At 35.4% G+C, this 20,217-nt stretch carries 14 protein-coding genes, 2 tRNA genes, 1 riboswitch and 1 other annotated feature; of the genes, 15 read left to right on the plus strand and 1 reads right to left on the minus strand.

Annotated features, from left to right (window positions below; genetic code table 11):
- Position 1 precedes the first annotated feature (1 nt).
- Positions 2–1,936 (plus strand): DNA topoisomerase (ATP-hydrolyzing) subunit B, encoded by a 1,935-nt coding sequence (gene gyrB / locus AK212_RS08830; protein ID WP_053030328.1) that lies wholly within the window; start codon positions 2–4, stop codon positions 1,934–1,936.
- Positions 1,937–2,032: 96 nt separating this feature from the next.
- The gene (gyrA, locus tag AK212_RS08835; RefSeq protein WP_053030329.1) at positions 2,033–4,732 is read left to right on the plus strand and encodes a DNA gyrase subunit A; all 2,700 of its coding nucleotides are present in this window, start codon (positions 2,033–2,035) and stop codon (positions 4,730–4,732) included.
- Between the two features lie 97 nt (positions 4,733–4,829).
- On the opposite strand, the gene AK212_RS08840 is transcribed toward gyrA, so the two are convergent.
- Entirely contained in the window at positions 4,830–5,642 is an 813-nt protein-coding gene (locus AK212_RS08840; RefSeq protein WP_053030330.1) for an NAD(P)H-hydrate dehydratase, read from the minus strand.
- 366 nt (positions 5,643–6,008) lie between these two features.
- Positions 6,009–6,207 (plus strand) — a binding site (T-box leader).
- Between the two features lie 86 nt (positions 6,208–6,293).
- Here AK212_RS08840 and serS point away from each other — a divergent pair.
- The 13 genes from serS (at position 6,294) to yycF (ending at position 20,212) form a co-directional block, all read left to right on the plus strand.
- Positions 6,294–7,580 carry a serine--tRNA ligase gene (serS, locus tag AK212_RS08845; RefSeq protein ID WP_053030331.1) on the plus strand — a complete coding sequence of 429 codons (1,287 nt, stop codon included), beginning with the start codon at positions 6,294–6,296 and terminating at the stop codon, positions 7,578–7,580.
- Positions 7,581–8,074: 494 nt separating this feature from the next.
- The gene (locus AK212_RS08850) at positions 8,075–8,770 is read left to right on the plus strand and encodes an AzlC family ABC transporter permease (protein WP_053030332.1); all 696 of its coding nucleotides are present in this window, start codon (positions 8,075–8,077) and stop codon (positions 8,768–8,770) included.
- Positions 8,767–9,096 carry an AzlD domain-containing protein gene (locus AK212_RS08855; RefSeq protein WP_053030333.1) on the plus strand — a complete coding sequence of 110 codons (330 nt, stop codon included), beginning with the start codon at positions 8,767–8,769 and terminating at the stop codon, positions 9,094–9,096. The genes AK212_RS08850 and AK212_RS08855 overlap by 4 nt, the downstream gene beginning before the upstream one ends.
- 100 nt (positions 9,097–9,196) lie before the next feature.
- A riboswitch (SAM riboswitch) is annotated at positions 9,197–9,298 on the plus strand.
- Between the two features lie 69 nt (positions 9,299–9,367).
- Positions 9,368–10,336: a homoserine O-acetyltransferase MetX gene (gene metX, locus AK212_RS08860; RefSeq protein WP_053030334.1), complete on the plus strand. Its 969-nt coding sequence runs from the start codon at positions 9,368–9,370 to the stop codon at positions 10,334–10,336.
- Between the two features lie 123 nt (positions 10,337–10,459).
- Positions 10,460–11,386 (plus strand): YybS family protein, encoded by a 927-nt coding sequence (locus AK212_RS08865; RefSeq protein ID WP_244881434.1) that lies wholly within the window; start codon positions 10,460–10,462, stop codon positions 11,384–11,386.
- 27 nt (positions 11,387–11,413) lie between these two features.
- Positions 11,414–13,381: a DHH family phosphoesterase gene (locus AK212_RS08870; RefSeq protein WP_053030336.1), complete on the plus strand. Its 1,968-nt coding sequence runs from the start codon at positions 11,414–11,416 to the stop codon at positions 13,379–13,381.
- A complete protein-coding gene (gene rplI, locus AK212_RS08875; RefSeq protein ID WP_016930923.1) occupies positions 13,378–13,824 on the plus strand; it encodes a 50S ribosomal protein L9 in 447 nt (148 codons plus the stop codon). Before AK212_RS08870 ends, rplI begins: the two co-directional genes overlap by 4 nt.
- A gap of 371 nt (positions 13,825–14,195) precedes the next feature.
- Positions 14,196–15,590: a replicative DNA helicase gene (gene dnaB / locus AK212_RS08880; protein WP_053030337.1), complete on the plus strand. Its 1,395-nt coding sequence runs from the start codon at positions 14,196–14,198 to the stop codon at positions 15,588–15,590.
- A 278-nt stretch (positions 15,591–15,868) separates the two neighbouring features.
- On the plus strand, positions 15,869–17,152 hold the full coding sequence (locus AK212_RS08885) for an adenylosuccinate synthase (RefSeq protein ID WP_053030338.1): 1,284 nt from the start codon (positions 15,869–15,871) through the stop codon (positions 17,150–17,152).
- Between the two features lie 559 nt (positions 17,153–17,711).
- Complete coding sequence (locus tag AK212_RS08890) at positions 17,712–18,605, plus strand: hypothetical protein (protein ID WP_053030339.1); 894 nt, start codon at positions 17,712–17,714, stop codon at positions 18,603–18,605.
- 231 nt (positions 18,606–18,836) lie between these two features.
- Positions 18,837–18,911 (plus strand) — tRNA-Glu (locus tag AK212_RS08895).
- 8 nt (positions 18,912–18,919) lie between these two features.
- Positions 18,920–18,992, plus strand: a tRNA-Asp gene (locus AK212_RS08900).
- 518 nt (positions 18,993–19,510) lie between these two features.
- On the plus strand, positions 19,511–20,212 hold the full coding sequence (gene yycF, locus AK212_RS08905) for a response regulator YycF (protein WP_011274375.1): 702 nt from the start codon (positions 19,511–19,513) through the stop codon (positions 20,210–20,212).
- The last annotated feature ends 5 nt before the right edge of the window (positions 20,213–20,217 follow it).

Raw genomic sequence — 20,217 nt, forward strand, 5'->3', positions numbered from 1 at the left:
GATGGTGAATACATTGTCAGATGTAAACAACACAGATAACTATGGTGCTGGACAGATACAGGTATTAGAAGGGTTAGAAGCCGTTCGTAAAAGACCTGGTATGTATATAGGTTCAACTTCAGAGAGAGGTTTGCACCACTTAGTATGGGAAATCGTGGATAACAGTATCGACGAGGCACTTGCTGGTTATGCAGATCAAATTGAAGTAATTATTGAAAAAGACAATTGGATTAAAGTAACTGACAATGGTCGAGGTATTCCTGTTGATATTCAAGAAAAAATGGGTCGTCCAGCAGTTGAAGTTATCTTAACTGTACTACATGCTGGTGGTAAATTCGGCGGTGGCGGTTATAAAGTATCTGGCGGTCTACATGGTGTAGGCTCTTCAGTTGTTAACGCATTGTCTGAAGATTTAGAGGTATACGTTCATCGTAACGATACAATCTATCATCAAGCATATAAAAAAGGTGTACCACAATTTGATCTTAAAGAAGTAGGTAGCACTGATAAAACAGGTACAGTGATTCGCTTTAAAGCAGATGGCGAAATATTCACTGAAACAACCGTTTATGACTATGAAACACTTCAAAAACGTATTAGAGAGCTGGCATTCTTAAACAAAGGTATTTCAATCACTTTAAGAGATGAACGTGAAGATGAAGAACAACGTGAAGATACATATCATTATGAAGGCGGTATTAAATCTTACGTTGAATTACTAAATGAAAATAAAGAGCCAATTCATGAAGAGCCGATTTATATTCACCAAACTAAAGATGATGTAGAAATTGAAATCGCTATGCAGTATAACAGTGGTTATGCAACGAACTTATTATCTTATGCGAACAATATTCATACGTATGAAGGTGGTACGCATGAAGATGGCTTTAAACGTGCATTAACACGTATATTAAATAGTTACGGCACACAAAGTAAAATCATTAAAGATGACAAAGAAAGATTGTCTGGTGAAGATACACGTGAAGGTTTAACAGCTGTCGTATCAATTAAACATGGTGATCCTCAATTCGAAGGACAAACAAAGACGAAATTAGGTAACTCTGAAGTACGTCAAATTGTTGATAGATTGTTTGCTGAACATTTTGAACGTTTCTTATACGAACATCCAAATGTTGCGCGTATTGTTGTGGAAAAAGGAATCATGGCATCACGTGCACGTGTTGCAGCTAAAAAAGCGCGTGAAGTAACACGCCGTAAATCAGCTTTAGAAATTTCAAGCTTACCAGGTAAACTTGCCGATTGTTCAAGTAAGAAACCTGAAGAAAGTGAAATCTTCCTAGTAGAGGGTGACTCTGCCGGGGGGTCTACAAAAGAAGGTCGTGACTCTAAAACACAAGCAATCTTGCCATTAAGAGGTAAAATCTTAAACGTTGAAAAAGCACGTCTAGACCGTATTCTAAATAACAATGAAATACGTCAAATGATTACAGCCTTTGGTACTGGTATTGGCGGCGAGTTCGATATCACTAAAGCACGTTATCATAAAATTGTAATTATGACAGATGCTGATGTCGATGGTGCACATATTAGAACGCTACTACTAACGTTCTTCTATCGTTTCATGAGACCATTAATTGAAGCGGGATATGTATATATCGCACAACCACCATTGTACAAATTGGCACAAGGTAAACAAAAATATTATGTATTTAACGATCGTGAACTTGATAAATTAAAATCAGAATTAAGTCCTACGCCTAAATGGCAAATTTCACGTTATAAAGGTTTAGGAGAAATGAATGCGGATCAATTATGGGAAACGACAATGAATCCTGAAAACCGTATGATGTTACAAGTTAAATTAGATGATGCGATTGAAGCGGACCAAACGTTTGAAATGTTAATGGGTGATGTCGTTGAAAATCGCAGACAATTTATCGAAGACAATGCAGTATATGCAAACCTAGATTTCTAAATTAGCGTGAACGAATGAACATGTTGAAGACTGTATAGCGAATGGCTTGCAGTCTTGCTATTTTAAGTGAATTGATTATAGAAGGAGGATATCTTGATGGCTGACTTACCTCAATCAAGAATAAATGAACGAAATATAACCAGCGAGATGCGCGAATCATTTTTAGACTATGCAATGAGCGTTATCGTTTCACGTGCGTTACCTGATGTACGTGATGGTTTAAAACCTGTACACCGTCGTATCTTATATGGCTTAAATGAACAAGGTATGACCCCTGATAAACCATATAAAAAATCAGCACGTATCGTTGGGGATGTAATGGGTAAATATCACCCTCACGGAGACTCATCAATTTATGATGCCATGGTTAGAATGGCACAAACATTCAGCTATCGCTATCCACTTGTTGATGGTCAAGGTAACTTCGGTTCAATGGACGGTGATGGTGCCGCTGCCATGCGTTATACTGAAGCGAAGATGACTAAAATTACATTAGAACTATTACGTGATATTAATAAAGATACGATTGATTTCTTAGATAACTATGATGGTACTGAAAGAGAGCCGGAAGTCTTACCTTCTCGTTTCCCTAACTTATTAGTGAACGGTGCATCAGGTATTGCTGTAGGTATGGCAACAAATATTCCTCCTCACAATTTAACTGAAGTCATCAACGGTGTTTTACATTTAAGTAAGAATCCAGATGTTACGATTGCAGAACTTATGGAAGATATTCAAGGCCCTGATTTTCCAACAGCTGGTTTAATCCTAGGCAAGAGTGGTATCCGACGCGCATATGAAACAGGACGTGGCTCCATTCAAATGCGTGCACGTGCAGAAATTGAAGAACGTGGTGGCGGTCGCCAACGTATCGTAGTGACTCAAATCCCATATCAAGTTAATAAAGCACGTATGATTGAAAAGATAGCAGAACTTGTTCGTGACAAGAAAATCGAAGGTATTACAGATTTACGTGATGAAACAAGTTTACGTACAGGTGTTAGAGTAGTTATTGATGTACGTAAAGATGCAAACGCCAATGTTATCTTGAACAATCTCTACAAACAAACACCATTACAAACGTCATTCGGTGTGAATATGATTGCACTGGTTAATGGACGTCCAAAATTAATCAATTTAAAACAAGCTTTAGTTGAATACTTAGAGCATCAAAAGACTGTCGTGCGCCGTCGTACAGAATATAACTTGAAAAAAGCGAAAGACCGTGCACATATCTTAGAAGGTTTACGCATTGCGTTAGATCATATTGACGAGATTATTACGACAATTCGTGAATCAGAAACAGATAAAGTCGCAATGGAAACATTACAATCGCGTTTTAAATTGTCTGAACGCCAAGCACAAGCAATTCTTGATATGCGTTTAAGACGTTTAACAGGTTTAGAACGAGATAAAATTGAAAATGAATATAACGAATTGCTCGGCTATATTTCTGAATTAGAAGCAATCTTAGCCGATGACGAAGTGTTACTTCAATTAGTTCGAGATGAATTAACAGACATCAAAGAACGTTTCGGTGACGAACGTCGTACAGAAATTCAATTAGGTGGTTTAGATGATCTCGAAGATGAAGATCTTATTCCAGAAGAACAAATTGTTATTACATTAAGTCATAATAACTATATTAAACGATTACCTGTTTCTACGTATCGTTCACAACACCGTGGAGGACGTGGTGTTCAAGGTATGAATACATTGGAAGAAGACTTCGTCAGCCAACTTGTTACGTTAAGTACGCATGACCATGTTTTATTCTTCACGAATAAAGGTCGTGTATACAAACTTAAAGGTTATGAAGTGCCAGAATTATCTCGACAATCTAAAGGTATTCCAGTCATCAATGCGATTGAATTGGATAATGATGAGACAATCAGTACTATGATTGCGGTTAGAGATCTCGAAGATGAAGATAGTTACTTAGTATTTGCAACTAAAAACGGTATTGTGAAACGTTCTGCGTTAAGCAATTTCTCACATATCAATAAGAATGGTAAAATTGCGATTGGTTTCAAAGAAGATGATGAATTAATTGCAGTCCGTCTTACAGATGGTCACCAAGACATCTTAATTGGTACATCTCACGCTTCATTAATCAGATTTGCAGAAACAAGTTTACGTCCATTAGGTCGAACTGCTGCAGGTGTAAGAGGTATCTCATTGCGTGAAGATGATGTTGTAGTAGGTCTAGATGTTGCCCATGCCGATAGTGAAGATGAAATTCTTGTTGTCACTGAAAATGGTTATGGTAAACGTACGCCAGTAAGTGAATATCGCTTATCAAACCGTGGCGGTAAAGGTATTAAGACTGCAAAGATTACAGAACGTAATGGTAACATCGTTTGTATCACAACAGTTACTGGTGAAGAAGATTTAATGATTGTTACCAATAGTGGTGTGATTATTCGTTTAGAAGTAGAAGATATTTCTCAAAATGGTCGTGCAACACAAGGTGTACGCTTAATGAAACTAGGTGAAGATCAATTTGTTTCAACGGTTGCTAAAGTCATTGATAAAACAGAAGATGAAGATGCAACTGAAGCAGCACAAGTTGAAGATGGTGAAACAAATGCAGAAAGTACAGAAAGCCCTAGCGAAGAAGTTGTAGATGATGATACACCAGGTAATGCACTCCATACGGAAGCGGATGAAGATACGGAAACAGTAGCTGAGGATAATGCAACAGATGAACGTATTGAAGTTAGACAAGATTTTATGGATCGTGTGAATGAAGACATTGATAATGCATCTAACGATGATGAAGACGACGAGAATTAAAGGCTAATCTATAGTGATCAGCGATAATAGAATATATTCATTAAATAAAAATAAGACTTCCCTTTCACTAGGGAAGTCTTATTTTTATTTAATTCAATTAGTTTTCTAACTCTTTCATTACATATGGGATTTCACTAATTAAACGTGAAGGTGGCACAACGTACATGGATTCAGATAATTTCTCTCCAATATAACTGTGTGTATATGTTGCGCTTGTAATTGCATCTCTAAAATCATCAAACTGGCCAACAAAGCTAGTAATCATTCCAGCTAATGTGTCGCCCATACCACCAGTTGCCATTGCTGGCGTACCAATTGTCAGTCTATATTCCTTATCTTTGAAGAATATTTCAGTACCGTGTTTCTTCAGTACAACAGCAGCACCTAACTTATCAACAGCTTCTCTATTACGTTCGTAAGTTTGTTCTTCAATAGGGATACCACTTAAACGTTCCCATTCTTTTTGATGTGGTGTAAAGATAACACGGCAAGTTGGAATATCAGGTTTTAATTTACTAAATATTGTAATCGCATCACCATCAACAATTAAATTTTGGTGTGGTTGAATATTTTGTAGTAAAAACGTAATTGCGTTATTACCTTTGAAATCAACACCTAACCCTGGTCCAATTAAAATGCTATCAGTGTTTTCAATCATTTTCGTTAACATTTTAGTGTCGTTAATATCGATTACCATTGCCTCTGGACAACGTGAATGGAGTGCCGCATGGTTTGTAGGATGTGTAGCTACTGTAATTAACCCACTTCCACTATAAACACATGCACGCGCAGCTAACATGATTGCGCCTCCTAAATTGGCACTTCCACCTATCAGTAGAATCTTTCCATAGTCACCTTTATGTGTCTCTTCTTTTCTCTTCGGAATATTAACAGTTGTTAATGTTTCCATAAATTAAACCCTCCCTTGAAGACGTTGTGAACGTATAATGCTAGAAAAATGTGTGTACCGCCAATACTGTATATAACTCAAATTTCAAGTGACAATGAAATGCGTAGCGATAGCATCCATAATGACCTAGGTGATTGAGTTCTAAATTGGATTGTTTGTCTATACCTTTTTTAAATACAATAGAAAATATTATACCTGTGAAAGACTTTCGTCAACACTATTATGAAGAATATTTAATTATACGTATCATAAGGTCCCTACATGGCTTTATAGAGGGCGTATACAATAAGATAAATATAATATTATTTAGCATTTACTTGCTAATTATAGAGGAGTTTGCTATATTAAAAATAACTTAATAAGTTATTGTTCGTGGGACAAGTAACATAATCAATTAATTTCAGAGAGCTTGTGTTGAGTGTGAACAAGTAATTGATGATTATGCGAATCTACCTACAATTGTGAACAACCGGTAATAACCGTTATTTTAAGGAAAGTGCAATTTGATACATCTATTGTGTCAAATTGTTAAATAGGGTGGCAACGCGTAGACCACGTCCCTTGTAAAGGGGATGTGGTCTTTTTTTATTGAGCAAGACGCATGTTATCCAAAATAAAAATTTTCAAAAAATTGGGAAGGATGAATGTTACATGTTAGACATTAGACTATTCAGAGAAGAAGCTGACAAAGTTAAGAGCAAAATTGAATTACGTGGAGATGATCCTAAAGTTGTTGACGAGGTATTAGAATTAGATAATGAACGCCGTCAATTAATTGGTAAGACTGAAGAAATGAAAGCACGTCGTAACAAAGTAAGTGAAGAAATCGCTGAAAAGAAACGTAATAAAGAAAATGCAGACGACGTTATTAAAGAAATGCGTGAACTTGGTGACGAAATCAAAGAAAACGACGCTAAACTTAATGAAGTGGATAATAAAGTTAGAGATATCTTAATTCGTATTCCTAACCTAATTGCTGAAGATGTACCACAAGGGGATTCTGATGAAGAAAATGTTGAAGTTAAAAAATGGGGTACACCTCGTGAGTTTGACTTCGAACCTAAAGCACACTGGGACTTAGTTGAAGAATTAAAAATGGCAGACTTTGAACGTGCTGCAAAAATTTCAGGTGCGCGTTTCGTATACTTAACTAAAGATGGTGCATTATTAGAACGTGCATTAATGAACTACATGCTTACAAAACATACAACACAACATGGTTACACTGAAATGATGACACCTCAATTAGTTAACGCAGATACAATGTTTGGTACTGGTCAGTTACCTAAATTTGAAGAAGACTTATTCAAAGTTGAAAAAGAAGGTCTATACACAATCCCAACTGCAGAAGTACCATTAACAAACTTCTACAGAGACGAAATTATTCCACCAGGCGTACTACCTGAAAAATTCACTGCTCAAACTGCTTGTTTCCGTAGTGAAGCTGGATCAGCAGGTAGAGATACAAGAGGTTTAATCCGTTTACACCAATTCGACAAAGTTGAAATGGTACGTATCGAAAAACCAGAAGATTCTTGGGATGCATTAGAAGATATGACACAAAATGCGGAAGCAATTCTTGAAGAATTAGGTTTACCTTACCGTCGTGTTATCTTATGTACTGGCGATATTGGTTTCAGTGCAAGTAAAACATATGACTTAGAAGTTTGGTTACCAAGTTATGACAACTATAAAGAAATCAGTTCTTGCTCAAACTGTACTGATTTCCAAGCGCGTCGTGCTAACATCCGCTTCAAACGTGATGCGGCTTCTAAACCAGAATTAGCACATACATTAAATGGTAGTGGTCTTGCAGTAGGTCGTACATTTGCAGCAATCGTTGAAAACTACCAAAATGCAGATGGCTCAATTACAATTCCTGAAGCATTAGTACCATTCATGGGTGGTAAAACTGAAATCCGTCCAGTTAACGACTAATTCAATTATTAGTTAGCTTATAACGTTAATTTATAGAGTTCAGAATAAGCGTAGTGCAAACTCGCAGTAGCTAACTGAGCTGAGAAGGTGTTTATATAACACTTTTTCAGCTCTCTTTTTATGGTGTTAAACCAATATGAATGTCATAAACAAAGTGAATTGGTGGTAGGAATGCTTCAATGAAACTACATTGAATTGTGGTCTATGATGTCTTAAATATACAATCAATCATGCTAAAAAATTCACTTTTTCTTAATAAAGTGATGAAGTAAAAAGAGTGGATTTAGACTGCTTTCAGATCTGTAATATACGCTTTGTTGTCAAAAATAGACATATTAAATACCCCTTTAAATCAGTAGTTCTAAGTAGTCTGTTAGTCTAACATCACACAACCCTATGTCTAACGTTGTTGCCACTCTAGCATCCGTATATTAGACTGAAATTATTAATAAAATACTGTTCTAAAATATTAAGTATAAAGGGAGGTTACAAAGATGACATCACATGTGACGTTTAAGCAAGGCGTTAAAGAATGTATACCTACTTTGTTAGGATACGTTGGGATTGGTTTATCGTTTGGCATTGTAGCTGCGTCACAACATTTTAGTATCATTGAAATACTATTATTATGTTTACTTGTCTATGCTGGCGCAGCACAATTTATTATTTGTGCACTCGTTGCTACAGGCACACCGATTTCTGCTATTGTTCTTACAACATTGATTGTCAATTCACGTTTCTTCCTATTATCAATGACGTTAGCACCCAATTATAAAGACTATGGTATTTGGAATCGTCTAGGTCTGTCTTCAATTTTGACAGATGAAACATTTGGCGTCGCTATCACACCGCATTTAAAAGGGGAGAAGATAAACGATCGGTGGTTACATGGCTTAAATTTAACCGCATATACATTTTGGGCACTAGCTAGTATTGTTGGTGCGTTACTTGGTAAATATATCTCTAATCCAGACATGCTAGGTCTCGATTTTGCGATTACAGCAATGTTTATCTTTTTAACCATGGCACAATTTGAGTCAATTACATCATCTAAACTACGCATATACATTGTACTTATCGTATTTGTTATCGTGATGATGCTTAGCTTAAGTTGGTTTATGCCTTCATACGTTGCAATTCTGATTGCATCGATGCTAGCAGCAACATTAGGGGTGGTGATGGATAAATGACAACATCTTGGCATATGTTTATCTTAATCGTGTTATGTGGACTTGTAACGTTAATCATTCGAGTAGTTCCATTCTTAATGATTTCACGTATTCAACTCTCGGAAACGGTGATTAAATGGCTATCGTTTATTCCAATTACATTATTTACAGCACTGATATTAGATGGCATTATCGTACAACAGGAAGGTGTAGCAGGATACACCCTTAATATTCCGTTTATTCTTGTGACGATTCCAACGGTGTTTATCGCACTTTTCACGCGTAGTCTGACTACAACTATTTTAGTAGGTATTGTGCTGATTGCAGGTCTACGTTTTTTCTTTTAGAAAAGGCAGAACCCAATAGCTAACGATTGAAGTTAGCTATACAATTAGATACAATAAATTCAAATTACAATTTGAATAAGTAAATGAATAGAGATAATAGAACTTATTAAGAGAAGTGGAGGGACACGGCCCTAAGAAACTTCAGCAACCGGCGATGCATACGCACGGTGCTACGACCAACGAGATACTCGAATGATAAGTAATAGAGACGAATCGCCTCATACTTTGAAGAGTATAGGCGATTTTTTTAGTATTCAAAGGAGGTAACCGCATGACCAATTACACGGTAGAAACATTAAATTTAGGACCTTTTACAACTGAATCAGGCGAAATGATTAAAAACTTACAATTGCGTTATGAACATGTGGGCTATGCGGGGCAACCACTTGTTGTGGTCTGCCATGCGCTAACTGGTAATCATTTAACATATGGCACAGATGATGCGCCTGGTTGGTGGCGTGAAATCATAGATGGCGGTTATATGCCGATTTATGATTATCAATTTCTTACGTTCAATGTCATCGGTAGCCCCTTTGGTTCAAGTTCTCCTTTAACTGATCCTAATTTTCCGGAGCATTTAACGTTGAGGGATATTGTGAAAGCAATTGAAATGGGGATTCAAGCGCTTGGTTTCAACAAGATTAATATTTTAATTGGTGGTAGTTTAGGTGGAATGCAAGTTATGGAACTGCTCTACAACCATCAATTTCAAGTGGATAAGGCGGTTATTCTAGCGGCTACGGATAAGACGTCATCGTATAGTCGTGCGTTCAACGAAATTGCACGTGAGGCGATTCATCTTGGTGGCAAAGAAGGCCTTAGTATTGCCCGACAATTAGGATTTCTAACGTATCGGTCATCTAAAAGTTATGATCAACGCTTTTCACCCGACGAAGTTGTAAGCTATCAACGACATCAAGGTAATAAATTTAAAGAAACTTATGATTTATCCTGCTATTTAACAATGTTAAATGTATTAGATAGTCATAATGTTGACCGTGGACGTACAAATGTGGATGACGTTTATCAATCATTAGATACAAAGGTTTTAACTATGGGCTTCACGGATGATTTATTATATCCAGATGATCAAGTGAGAGCAGTAGGGGAGCGTTTTAAATATCATCGCCATTTCTTCGTTCCAGATAATGTAGGTCATGATGGCTTTTTATTAAATTTCAATGACTGGGCACCGAACTTATATCATTTTCTTAAAGTAACGAACTTCAAACGAAAATAGATGAAGCGGGTAAGTTAGAATATAGAAGAAAACACGCAATGATGGAATCGTATATTACTCAATCTTCACAATTTGTTTTAATTTTGCTTAGAGGTTAAAATAGAGGTTATAGTCAAAAAAAGTATAGGAGTGGCGAATGTGTTTTCAAAAGTACATCCTAAAGCAACAATTATAGGAACAATTGCACTTGTTATGGTTGCTTTAGTTACGTATGTATTACCAATACTAGGGCTGATTCTATGTTTATTCGCTACGATTCCAGGCATTATTTTATGGAATAAATCTATTCCATCATTTGGAATTGGAGCGCTAATCACAGTTATTCTTGCCACATTATTGGGTAATACATTTGTATTAAGTGCCATGATTTTAGTTTTAATACTTAGCTTTATTATTGGCCAATTATTGAAAGAACGTGCCTCTAAAGAACGCATCTTATTTATAGCTACAACATATTTAAGTATATTTACTTTAGTCGCATTTATGCTATTACAAACGTTTAAAAAGATACCTAGCGCTACGACATTAATTAAGCCTTTCAAAGATGCAATGCACAATGCGGTTGTAACGACAGGCGTAGAATCAGATTATAAAACGATTCTAGAAGAATGGTTCCGTCAAATGGCAGTCCAGCTTCCAAGTTTTATAATCGTTATAGTCTTTATTTTAGTCTTAATTAACTTAATTATTACATTTCCAATTCTTCGTAAATTTAAAGTAGCTACACCAATTTTTAAACCATTATTTGCTTGGCAACTTAATCGTTCATTACTTTGGGTTTATATGGTTGTTTTATTATGCGTAATGTTCGCAACAGGGCCAAGTACTTTCCAAAGCATCGTATTAAATTTCGAAGTTGTGTTATCATTACTGATGTATATCCAAGGATTGAGTTTAATTCATTTCTTTGGTAAAGCAAAACGTATTCCAAATGTTGTAACGATATTGCTGATGGTTGTGGGGACAATTATTACACCAGCAACACATATCATTGCATTACTTGGTGTACTTGATTTAGGAATTAATTTAAAACGAATGATTAAAAAATGACTTTAAAAAGTGAATAGAGGTGGAATAATGAACCGTCAATCCACTAAGAAGGCATTACTCATACCATTTATTTTAATGGTACTTACTTCAATTGCACTTGTCGTAGTATGGTTTATCTTTAAACCATTAGTCGCGACTATTGCAGCAGCTATTTTAGTCGTGATGATTATTATTGGCATTGTATTAGTAAGACAGGCCTTGTTGAAAATGGATAATTATGTGGATAATTTAAGTGGTCATATCTCGGCTGGAAGCAATAGGGCAATTAAACGATTGCCAATTGGCATGGTCGTTCTTGATGCTGATGATCATATTGAATGGATTAACCAGTACATGTCTGAACACTTAGAAACGAATGTCATCTCAGAACCAGTCAATGAAGTTTTTCCGAATATTTTAAAGCAGTTGGAAAAGGTACAGGAAGTCGAAATCGAACATGGCCAATATCATTACCATGTACGTCATTCTGAAGAGGAAAATTGTCTATATTTCTTTGATATCACAGATGAAGTGCATACCAATGAACTATATGAAGAATCAAAACCGATTATTGCAACATTATTCTTAGATAACTATGATGAAATCACGCAAAATATGAACGACACACAACGTTCTGAAATCAACTCAATGGTAACACGAGTGATTAGTCGTTGGGCATCAGAATATAATATTTTCTTCAAACGTTATAATTCTGACCAGTTCGTTGCGTATTTAAATCAAAAAATATTAGCCGAAGTTGAAGAATCGAACTTTGAAATTCTTAGCCAACTACGCGAAAAAAGTGTTGGTTACCGTGCCCAATTAACATTGAGTATCGGTGTCGGTGAAGGTACTGAGAACTTAATTGATCTTGGTGAGTTATCACAATCTGGTTTAGATTTAGCATTAGGTCGCGGTGGTGACCAAGTAGCAATTAAAAATATGAACGGAAATGTACGATTCTATGGCGGTAAGACTGACCCGATGGAAAAACGTACGCGTGTAAGAGCGCGTGTTATTTCTCATGCATTAAAGGATATCTTAACCGAAGGCGACAAAGTAATTATTATGGGACACAAACGTCCCGATTTAGATGCGATTGGTGCAGCGATAGGTGTATCAAGATTCGCATTAATGAATAACTTAGAAGCCTACGTAGTCTTGAATGAGGAAGATATTGATCCAACATTACGTCGTGTAATGGATGAAATCGATAAGAAACCAGAATTGAAAGAGCGATTCGTCACATCAGATGAAGCTTGGGATATGATGACATCTAAATCTACGATCGTCGTTGTGGATACACATAAACCAGAGATGGTATTAGATGAGAACATTTTAAATAAAGCTAACCGTAAAGTGGTCATTGACCATCATAGACGAGGAGAAAGCTTTATTTCTAACCCGTTATTAGTTTATATGGAACCTTACGCAAGTTCGACAGCAGAACTTGTGACAGAGTTATTAGAATATCAACCAACTGAACAACGTTTAACACGTTTAGAATCTACAGTCATGTATGCAGGTATTATCGTTGATACACGTAACTTCACATTACGTACAGGTTCTAGAACGTTTGACGCTGCAAGCTATTTACGTGCTCACGGCGCAGATACGATATTAACACAACATTTCTTAAAAGATGATGTCGATACGTATATTAATCGTTCAGAGCTTATTCGAACAGTTGAAGTTCAAGATAATGGTATAGCGATAGCACATGGTTCTAACGAAAAAATTTATCATCCTGTTACAGTTGCACAAGCTGCGGATGAGTTGTTAAGTTTAGAAGGTATAGAAGCTTCTTATGTTGTGGCTAAACGTGAAGATAACTTAATAGGTATCTCAGCACGTTCATTAGGCTCTATTAATGTTCAATTAACGATGGAAGCATTAGGTGGCGGCGGTCACTTAACGAACGCTGCAACGCAATTGAAAGGATTATCAATTGAAGAAGCGATTGAACAATTACAACAAGCAATTACAGAACAAATGAGTAGGAGTGAAGACGCATGAAAGTAATTTTCACACAAGACGTTAAAGGTAAAGGTAAAAAAGGCGAAATTAAAGATGTACCAGTAGGTTATGCTAATAACTTTTTAATTAAAAATAACTATGCTGTTGAAGCAACTCCAGGTAATTTAAAACAATTAGAACAACAAAATAAACGTGCTGAAGCGGACAGACAAAAAGAAATCGATGACGCTAAAGCATTAAAAGCTAAATTAGAAGAAATCGAAGTTGAAGTAAGTGCTAAAACTGGTGAAGGTGGCAAATTGTTTGGTTCTGTAAGTACAAAACAAATTGCTGAAGCACTTAAAACACAACATGATATTAAAATTGATAAACGTAAAATGGATTTACCTCAAGGTATCCATGCATTAGGTTATACAAATGTACCTGTTAAATTAGATAAAGAAGTTGAAGGTACTATTCGTGTTCATACAGTAGAAAAGTAAGTTTTCCTTTCCTAGCGGAAAGAAATTTTGTTGGTTGGCTTTTAACTACGCTTATGTTGATACGCTTTCCTAGGGTACAGTCTTAGCCAGAATTACCTCACAGATAAATCTGTGGGTAATTCTAAGGTCTTCAACTTGTACTGTTCCCTCGGGAGTCTTTCAACTACGCTTCGTTATCCAACCACAAAATTTCTCTTTTTCTAAAAAGAATTTACTATTTTATCTTAAGTGGAATTCTTCAAAATCGTAATTTTAAAAATAAAGTTATTATTTAACTTGAAAAAGTAAAACAAGAATTAAAATTTAATTGAACAATGTTGCACTGCGTTTGAGAAACTATAGATGGATTAGATTTAGAGGTGTATGAATCAATGGATAATATGTATGAGCAAAAACAAATGCCACATAACAATGAAGCTGAACAATCTGTCTTAGGTGCAATTATTTTAGATCCACAATTGATTAATTCGACTCAGGAAGTGCTTCTTCCTGAGTCCTTTTATAGAGGTGCCCACCAACACATCTTCAGAGCGATGATGAATCTGAATGAAGATGGTGATGAAATTGATGTCGTAACGTTAATGGATCAATTAACTAAAGAAGGTACATTAAGTGAGGCTGGTGGTCCTCAATATTTAGCGGAACTCTCAAATAATGTACCAACGACACGTAATATTCAGTACTACACAAATATCGTTTCAAATCATGCATTGAAGCGCAGATTAATTCAAACTGCGGATAGCATTGCGAATGATGGTTATGATAATGAACTCGAATTAGATGCGATTTTAAGTGATGCAGAGCGACGCATTCTTGAACTATCATCTAATCGACAAAGTGATGGATTTAAGGATATTAGAGATGTATTAGGGCAAGTTTATGAAACAGCTGAAGAACTCGATCAAAATAGTGGTCAAACACCGGGTATCCCTACCGGATATCGCGATTTAGATCAAATGACAGCTGGGTTCAACCGAAATGATTTAATTATTTTAGCAGCCCGTCCTTCAGTAGGTAAGACTGCCTTCGCTCTTAATATTGCGCAAAAGGTAGCGACACATGAAGGTAATTATACTGTTGGTATTTTCTCACTCGAGATGGGGGCAGACCAATTAGCAACACGTATGATTTGTAGTTCTGGTAATGTGGACTCTAACCGATTACGTACAGGTACGATGACAGAAGAAGACTGGAATCGATTTACAATTGCAGTAGGTAAATTATCACGTACCAAAATTTTTATCGATGATACACCTGGTATTCGAATTACAGACTTACGTTCTAAATGCCGTCGTTTAAAACAAGAGCACGGTTTAGATATGATTGTGATTGACTACTTACAGTTAATTCAAGGTAGTGGTTCTCGTGCTTCTGATAACAGACAACAAGAAGTATCTGAGATTTCACGTACATTAAAAGCGATTGCGCGTGAATTAGAATGTCCTGTTATCGCACTAAGCCAGTTATCTCGTGGTGTGGAACAACGTCAAGATAAACGACCAATGATGAGTGATATTCGTGAATCTGGTTCTATCGAGCAAGATGCTGATATCGTTGCCTTCTTATATCGAGATGATTATTATAATCGTGGCGAGGGTGAGGATGATGACGCAGGTTTCGAACCACAATCAAATGATGAAAATGGCGAAATTGAAATCATTATCGCTAAACAACGTAATGGTCCGACAGGGACTGTGAAGCTACACTTTATGAAACAATATAATAAATTTACAGACATTGATTATGCACATGCAGACATGTCATAAAAATATTTTTGCCGTACATTTAAAGATATGGAAACTTAAATGTACGGTTTTTATTTTGTTTTGGCAATGATTTTTAAGCCTAAGTATGTATAATGATTTTTGATAAAAAGAACTTTAATACGCTAAATATCAACGTTTTAAAAGATTTATTGAATAGAATAATATTTAAGTAATGATGTGATATGTCTTAAATTTAATGTTCGATTTTTATTTGCATTATAAGGTTCGTATTGATAGAATACTTAATGGTTAATTGAGAAAACTTTGGAGGTGCTCACATGTCATCAATCGTAGTTGTTGGGACACAATGGGGAGACGAAGGTAAAGGTAAAATTACAGATTTCTTAGCGGAACAAGCAGATGTTATTGCGCGCTTTTCAGGAGGTAATAACGCAGGTCATACGATTCAATTTGGTGGAGAAACTTATAAGTTACATTTAGTACCATCAGGCATTTTTTACAAAGATAAATTAGCAGTGATTGGTAACGGCGTTGTTGTAGATCCAGTTGCATTATTAAAAGAGTTAGACGCTTTAAATGAACGTGGTGTATCTACTTCAAACTTACGTATTTCTAACCGTGCGCAAGTCATTCTTCCATATCACTTAGCACAAGATGAATATGAAGAACGTCGTCGTGGCGATAATAAAATCGGTACGACTAAAAAAGGTATCGGACCAGCTTATGTTGATAAAGCACAACGTATTGGTATCCGCATGGCTGATTTATTAGAAAAAGAAACATTCGAAAGACGTTTAAAAGAAAACATTGAAGTTAAAAATGCATATTTCAAAGGTATGTTTAATGAAACTTGCCCACGTTTCGATGAAATCTTTGATGAATACTATGCTGCAGGTCAACGTCTAAAAGAATTTGTTACGGATACTTCTAAAATTTTAGACGATGCATTTGTAGCTGAAGAAAAAGTTTTATTTGAAGGTGCACAAGGTGTCATGTTAGATATTGACCACGGTACATATCCTTTCGTAACTTCAAGTAACCCTGTTGCAGGTAACGTAACAGTTGGTACAGGTGTAGGCCCAACTTTCGTATCTAAAGTGATTGGTGTATGTAAAGCATATACTTCTCGTGTAGGTGACGGTCCATTCCCTACAGAATTATTTGATGAAGATGGACATCATATTAGAGAGGTTGGTCGTGAATACGGTACAACAACAGGACGTCCACGTCGTGTAGGTTGGTTTGACTCAGTTGTCTTACGTCACTCTCGTCGTGTTAGCGGTATTACAGACTTATCAATTAACTCTATCGACGTGCTTACAGGTCTTGATACAGTGAAGATTTGTACTGCATATGAATTAGATGGAGAAGAAATTACAGAATATCCAGCTAACCTTGATCAATTACGCCGTTGTAAACCAATCTTTGAAGAATTACCAGGATGGAAAGAAGATATCACTGGTTGCCGTACATTGGAAGAATTACCAGACAATGCACGTAAATACTTAGAACGCATTTCTGAATTATGTAATGTACGTATTTCAATCTTCTCAGTAGGTCCAGACCGTGATCAAACAAATTTATTAGAACAATTATGGTAGAAAAAGGTGTGAAGAAAAGCGGTTAGGTCGCGAGCAATAACGAGCTATGAGCGAAAATCGTTCTGTGATTTAAGCGATTAGCGTATTATTGTCGAACGACCTGCTTTTCGTAGCCCGTCTATCAAAAGGTGTGGAAGTGAGCGTTTAGGTTTTGAGCAGAATCGAAAAGTGAGCAAAACTGTTTCTCAAGTTTTGTCGAGCTTTTGAGAATTTCTGCCGAAAAACCTGCTCACTGAAACCCGTGAAAAAGGTGTGGAAGTGAGCAATACACTCGTTTTCGCATCTTTAATTAAGAAACAAAGTAATGTTTAGGTTTTGTATTAATTATAAAAGAAAAATGATAAAAGGAATCAAAAATATTTTTGATTCCTTTTATCATTTAAATAGACAATAAATAGACACTATGTTATAATGGTATAGTTAATATACTATTAACCAGTTTATAGCACACTGTCTATTTATTATATGTAGTATTTTTTCGACAAAATCAATATTACATCATATAAATCGAAAAGTAAAGACATATTTTGCAGCTAAATAAATATTAAAGGAAGATTTTATGAAAATCGAACAAGCTGTGTATATCAAAGAAAGTACTAAAGAAACAATTGATGTAGAAAAAATTAAGAATCACCCAAATTTCAGTATCATAATAGAAAATTTATATTGTCCCACGCCAGGATGCAATTGTAACTTAACTTATGTAAATGGGGCTAAACCATATCTTAGAACATATAAAAAGCATAATCATATAGAAGAATGTCCATACTCTTTTAGTAGAAGTCGTAAAGTAAGTAATGAAAGAGGTAAAGAATATATTGAAAATGGTTTAACTTCTAGAGATAAAAGAAGTAAGATTCAGTATGCTATGAATAAATATTTAGCTCCTAAGAATAAAGGTAATAAAGAAAAGACTAAAAACTCATCTATTAGCAAGAAAAGAGAAAAAACAAATGAAGATAAAAATACTACTGTTGCCATTATATCAAACCCCAATAAAACTCCAAACACTGGATTGAAAGGTAGTAGAATTCCAACAAAAGCTTTAAGTATTAATGAAATAAATGATAATAATATCAATGAAACAATAAATGTTTTTGGAAAAGTTAGAGATATTAGTTATGATATTAAAACTCATTTTATATTAACATTTGAAAATGGTGAAAATTTTGATGTGATTTTTCCAGAATCATATTCTATTTCCTCAAGAAATAGAAAAAATTTAGAACAATCATTTAATGGTATATCTAATTTAATGAACAATGGTAATGATATATATTGTTGTATTATTACTTATCTTGAAAAAATAGAAGGAAGATATAAACTTTCAGTAATCGACGTGGATAATTTGTTATTCACTACAAGATTTGATACTGATAAATTTATATCGCCTTTAAACCCTATGGAATTAATGGTAAGAGTTTCTAGGAAACAAATTAGAAAAACTCACTAATTAAATACTATTATCAACTTTCAAATAGGCATTGATTCGTTCAGTGCCTATTTTTTATACAAATATGAGTGTAAAAAGATTATAAAATGGTACATATTTTATCTTAAAATCCTTGTTACAATAATGCTTTTCTAAAAATTAAGGGATTTATAAAAAAATATTAAAATTATGTAAAAAATGTCTTGTCTTCAAAATAAAGCCTGTGCTATAATCTATCTTGTGCTTAAGAACGGCTCCTTGGTCAAGCGGTTAAGACACCGCCCTTTCACGGCGGTAACACGGGTTCGAGTCCCGTAGGAGTCACCATTTTTTTAGGTCTCGTAGTGTAGCGGTTAACACGCCTGCCTGTCACGCAGGAGATCGCGGGTTCGATTCCCGTCGAGACCGTATTGCTTATCCAAAAGGATAGGCATTTTTTTATGCCTTCATCATGCTATTTATCATATATTATTTTTAATCCCTTTTTGAAATCTTTTCCCAAAAAATCAATACAAACTAAATCAAAATATTGTAAGACATTCATTTGCATTACAAATAGATGACGTCGCAACAGAATCTTAATATTAATCATCGGTTTAAAATAGAACGCTTGCTACACAACTATTGAGTCGTATCATCTTTCTGTAATAATGCGTTGAATAGGCGTCACTACGACTTTTGTCCCGTATTCAAAGGGTTTAACTTATTTGTAATATTAAATTAGAGTGGTAAACTTTAAACGAATATTATTCTATAATTTTAAATATGAAAATAGAATTACATGAATATTAATGGTAAATTATATAGTAGATTAATATGCGCTATAAACTTATTAAAACGCATCAAATCACAGTTTAATCTTTACTAATTTATAAGAATGAATATTGAAATATAGAACTATAATTTGAGAAATGAGGTTTATAGATATGGCAAGAAAAGTAGTTGTTGTCGATGACGAAAAGCCAATTGCGGACATCTTAGAATTTAATTTGAAAAAAGAAGGTTATGATGTTTACTGTGCCTATGATGGTAATGATGCAGTAGATTTAATATATGAAGAAGAACCAGATATCGTATTATTAGACATCATGTTACCTGGTCGTGACGGTATGGAAGTGTGCCGTGAAGTACGTAAGAAATTTGAAATGCCTATTATTATGTTAACAGCGAAAGACTCTGAAATCGATAAAGTATTAGGCCTTGAACTGGGTGCAGATGACTATGTTACGAAACCGTTCAGTACACGTGAATTAATCGCACGTGTGAAAGCGAACTTACGTCGTCATTATTCTCAGCCAGCGCAAGAGGTAAGTGGTACGACAAATGAAATTACAATCAAAGATATTGTGATTTATCCAGACGCTTACTCTATTAAGAAGCGAGGAGAAGATATTGAATTGACACACAGAGAGTTTGAACTCTTCCACTATCTTTCTAAACATATGGGTCAAGTGATGACACGTGAACATTTATTACAAACTGTGTGGGGCTATGATTACTTTGGTGACGTGCGTACAGTTGACGTAACGATTCGTCGTTTACGTGAGAAGATTGAAGACGATCCTTCACACCCTGAGTATATTGTGACACGTAGAGGCGTTGGATACTTCCTCCAACAACACGATTAGGAGTT

Source organism: Staphylococcus borealis (assembly GCF_001224225.1).
Classification (GTDB): Bacteria; Bacillota; Bacilli; order Staphylococcales; family Staphylococcaceae; genus Staphylococcus; species Staphylococcus borealis.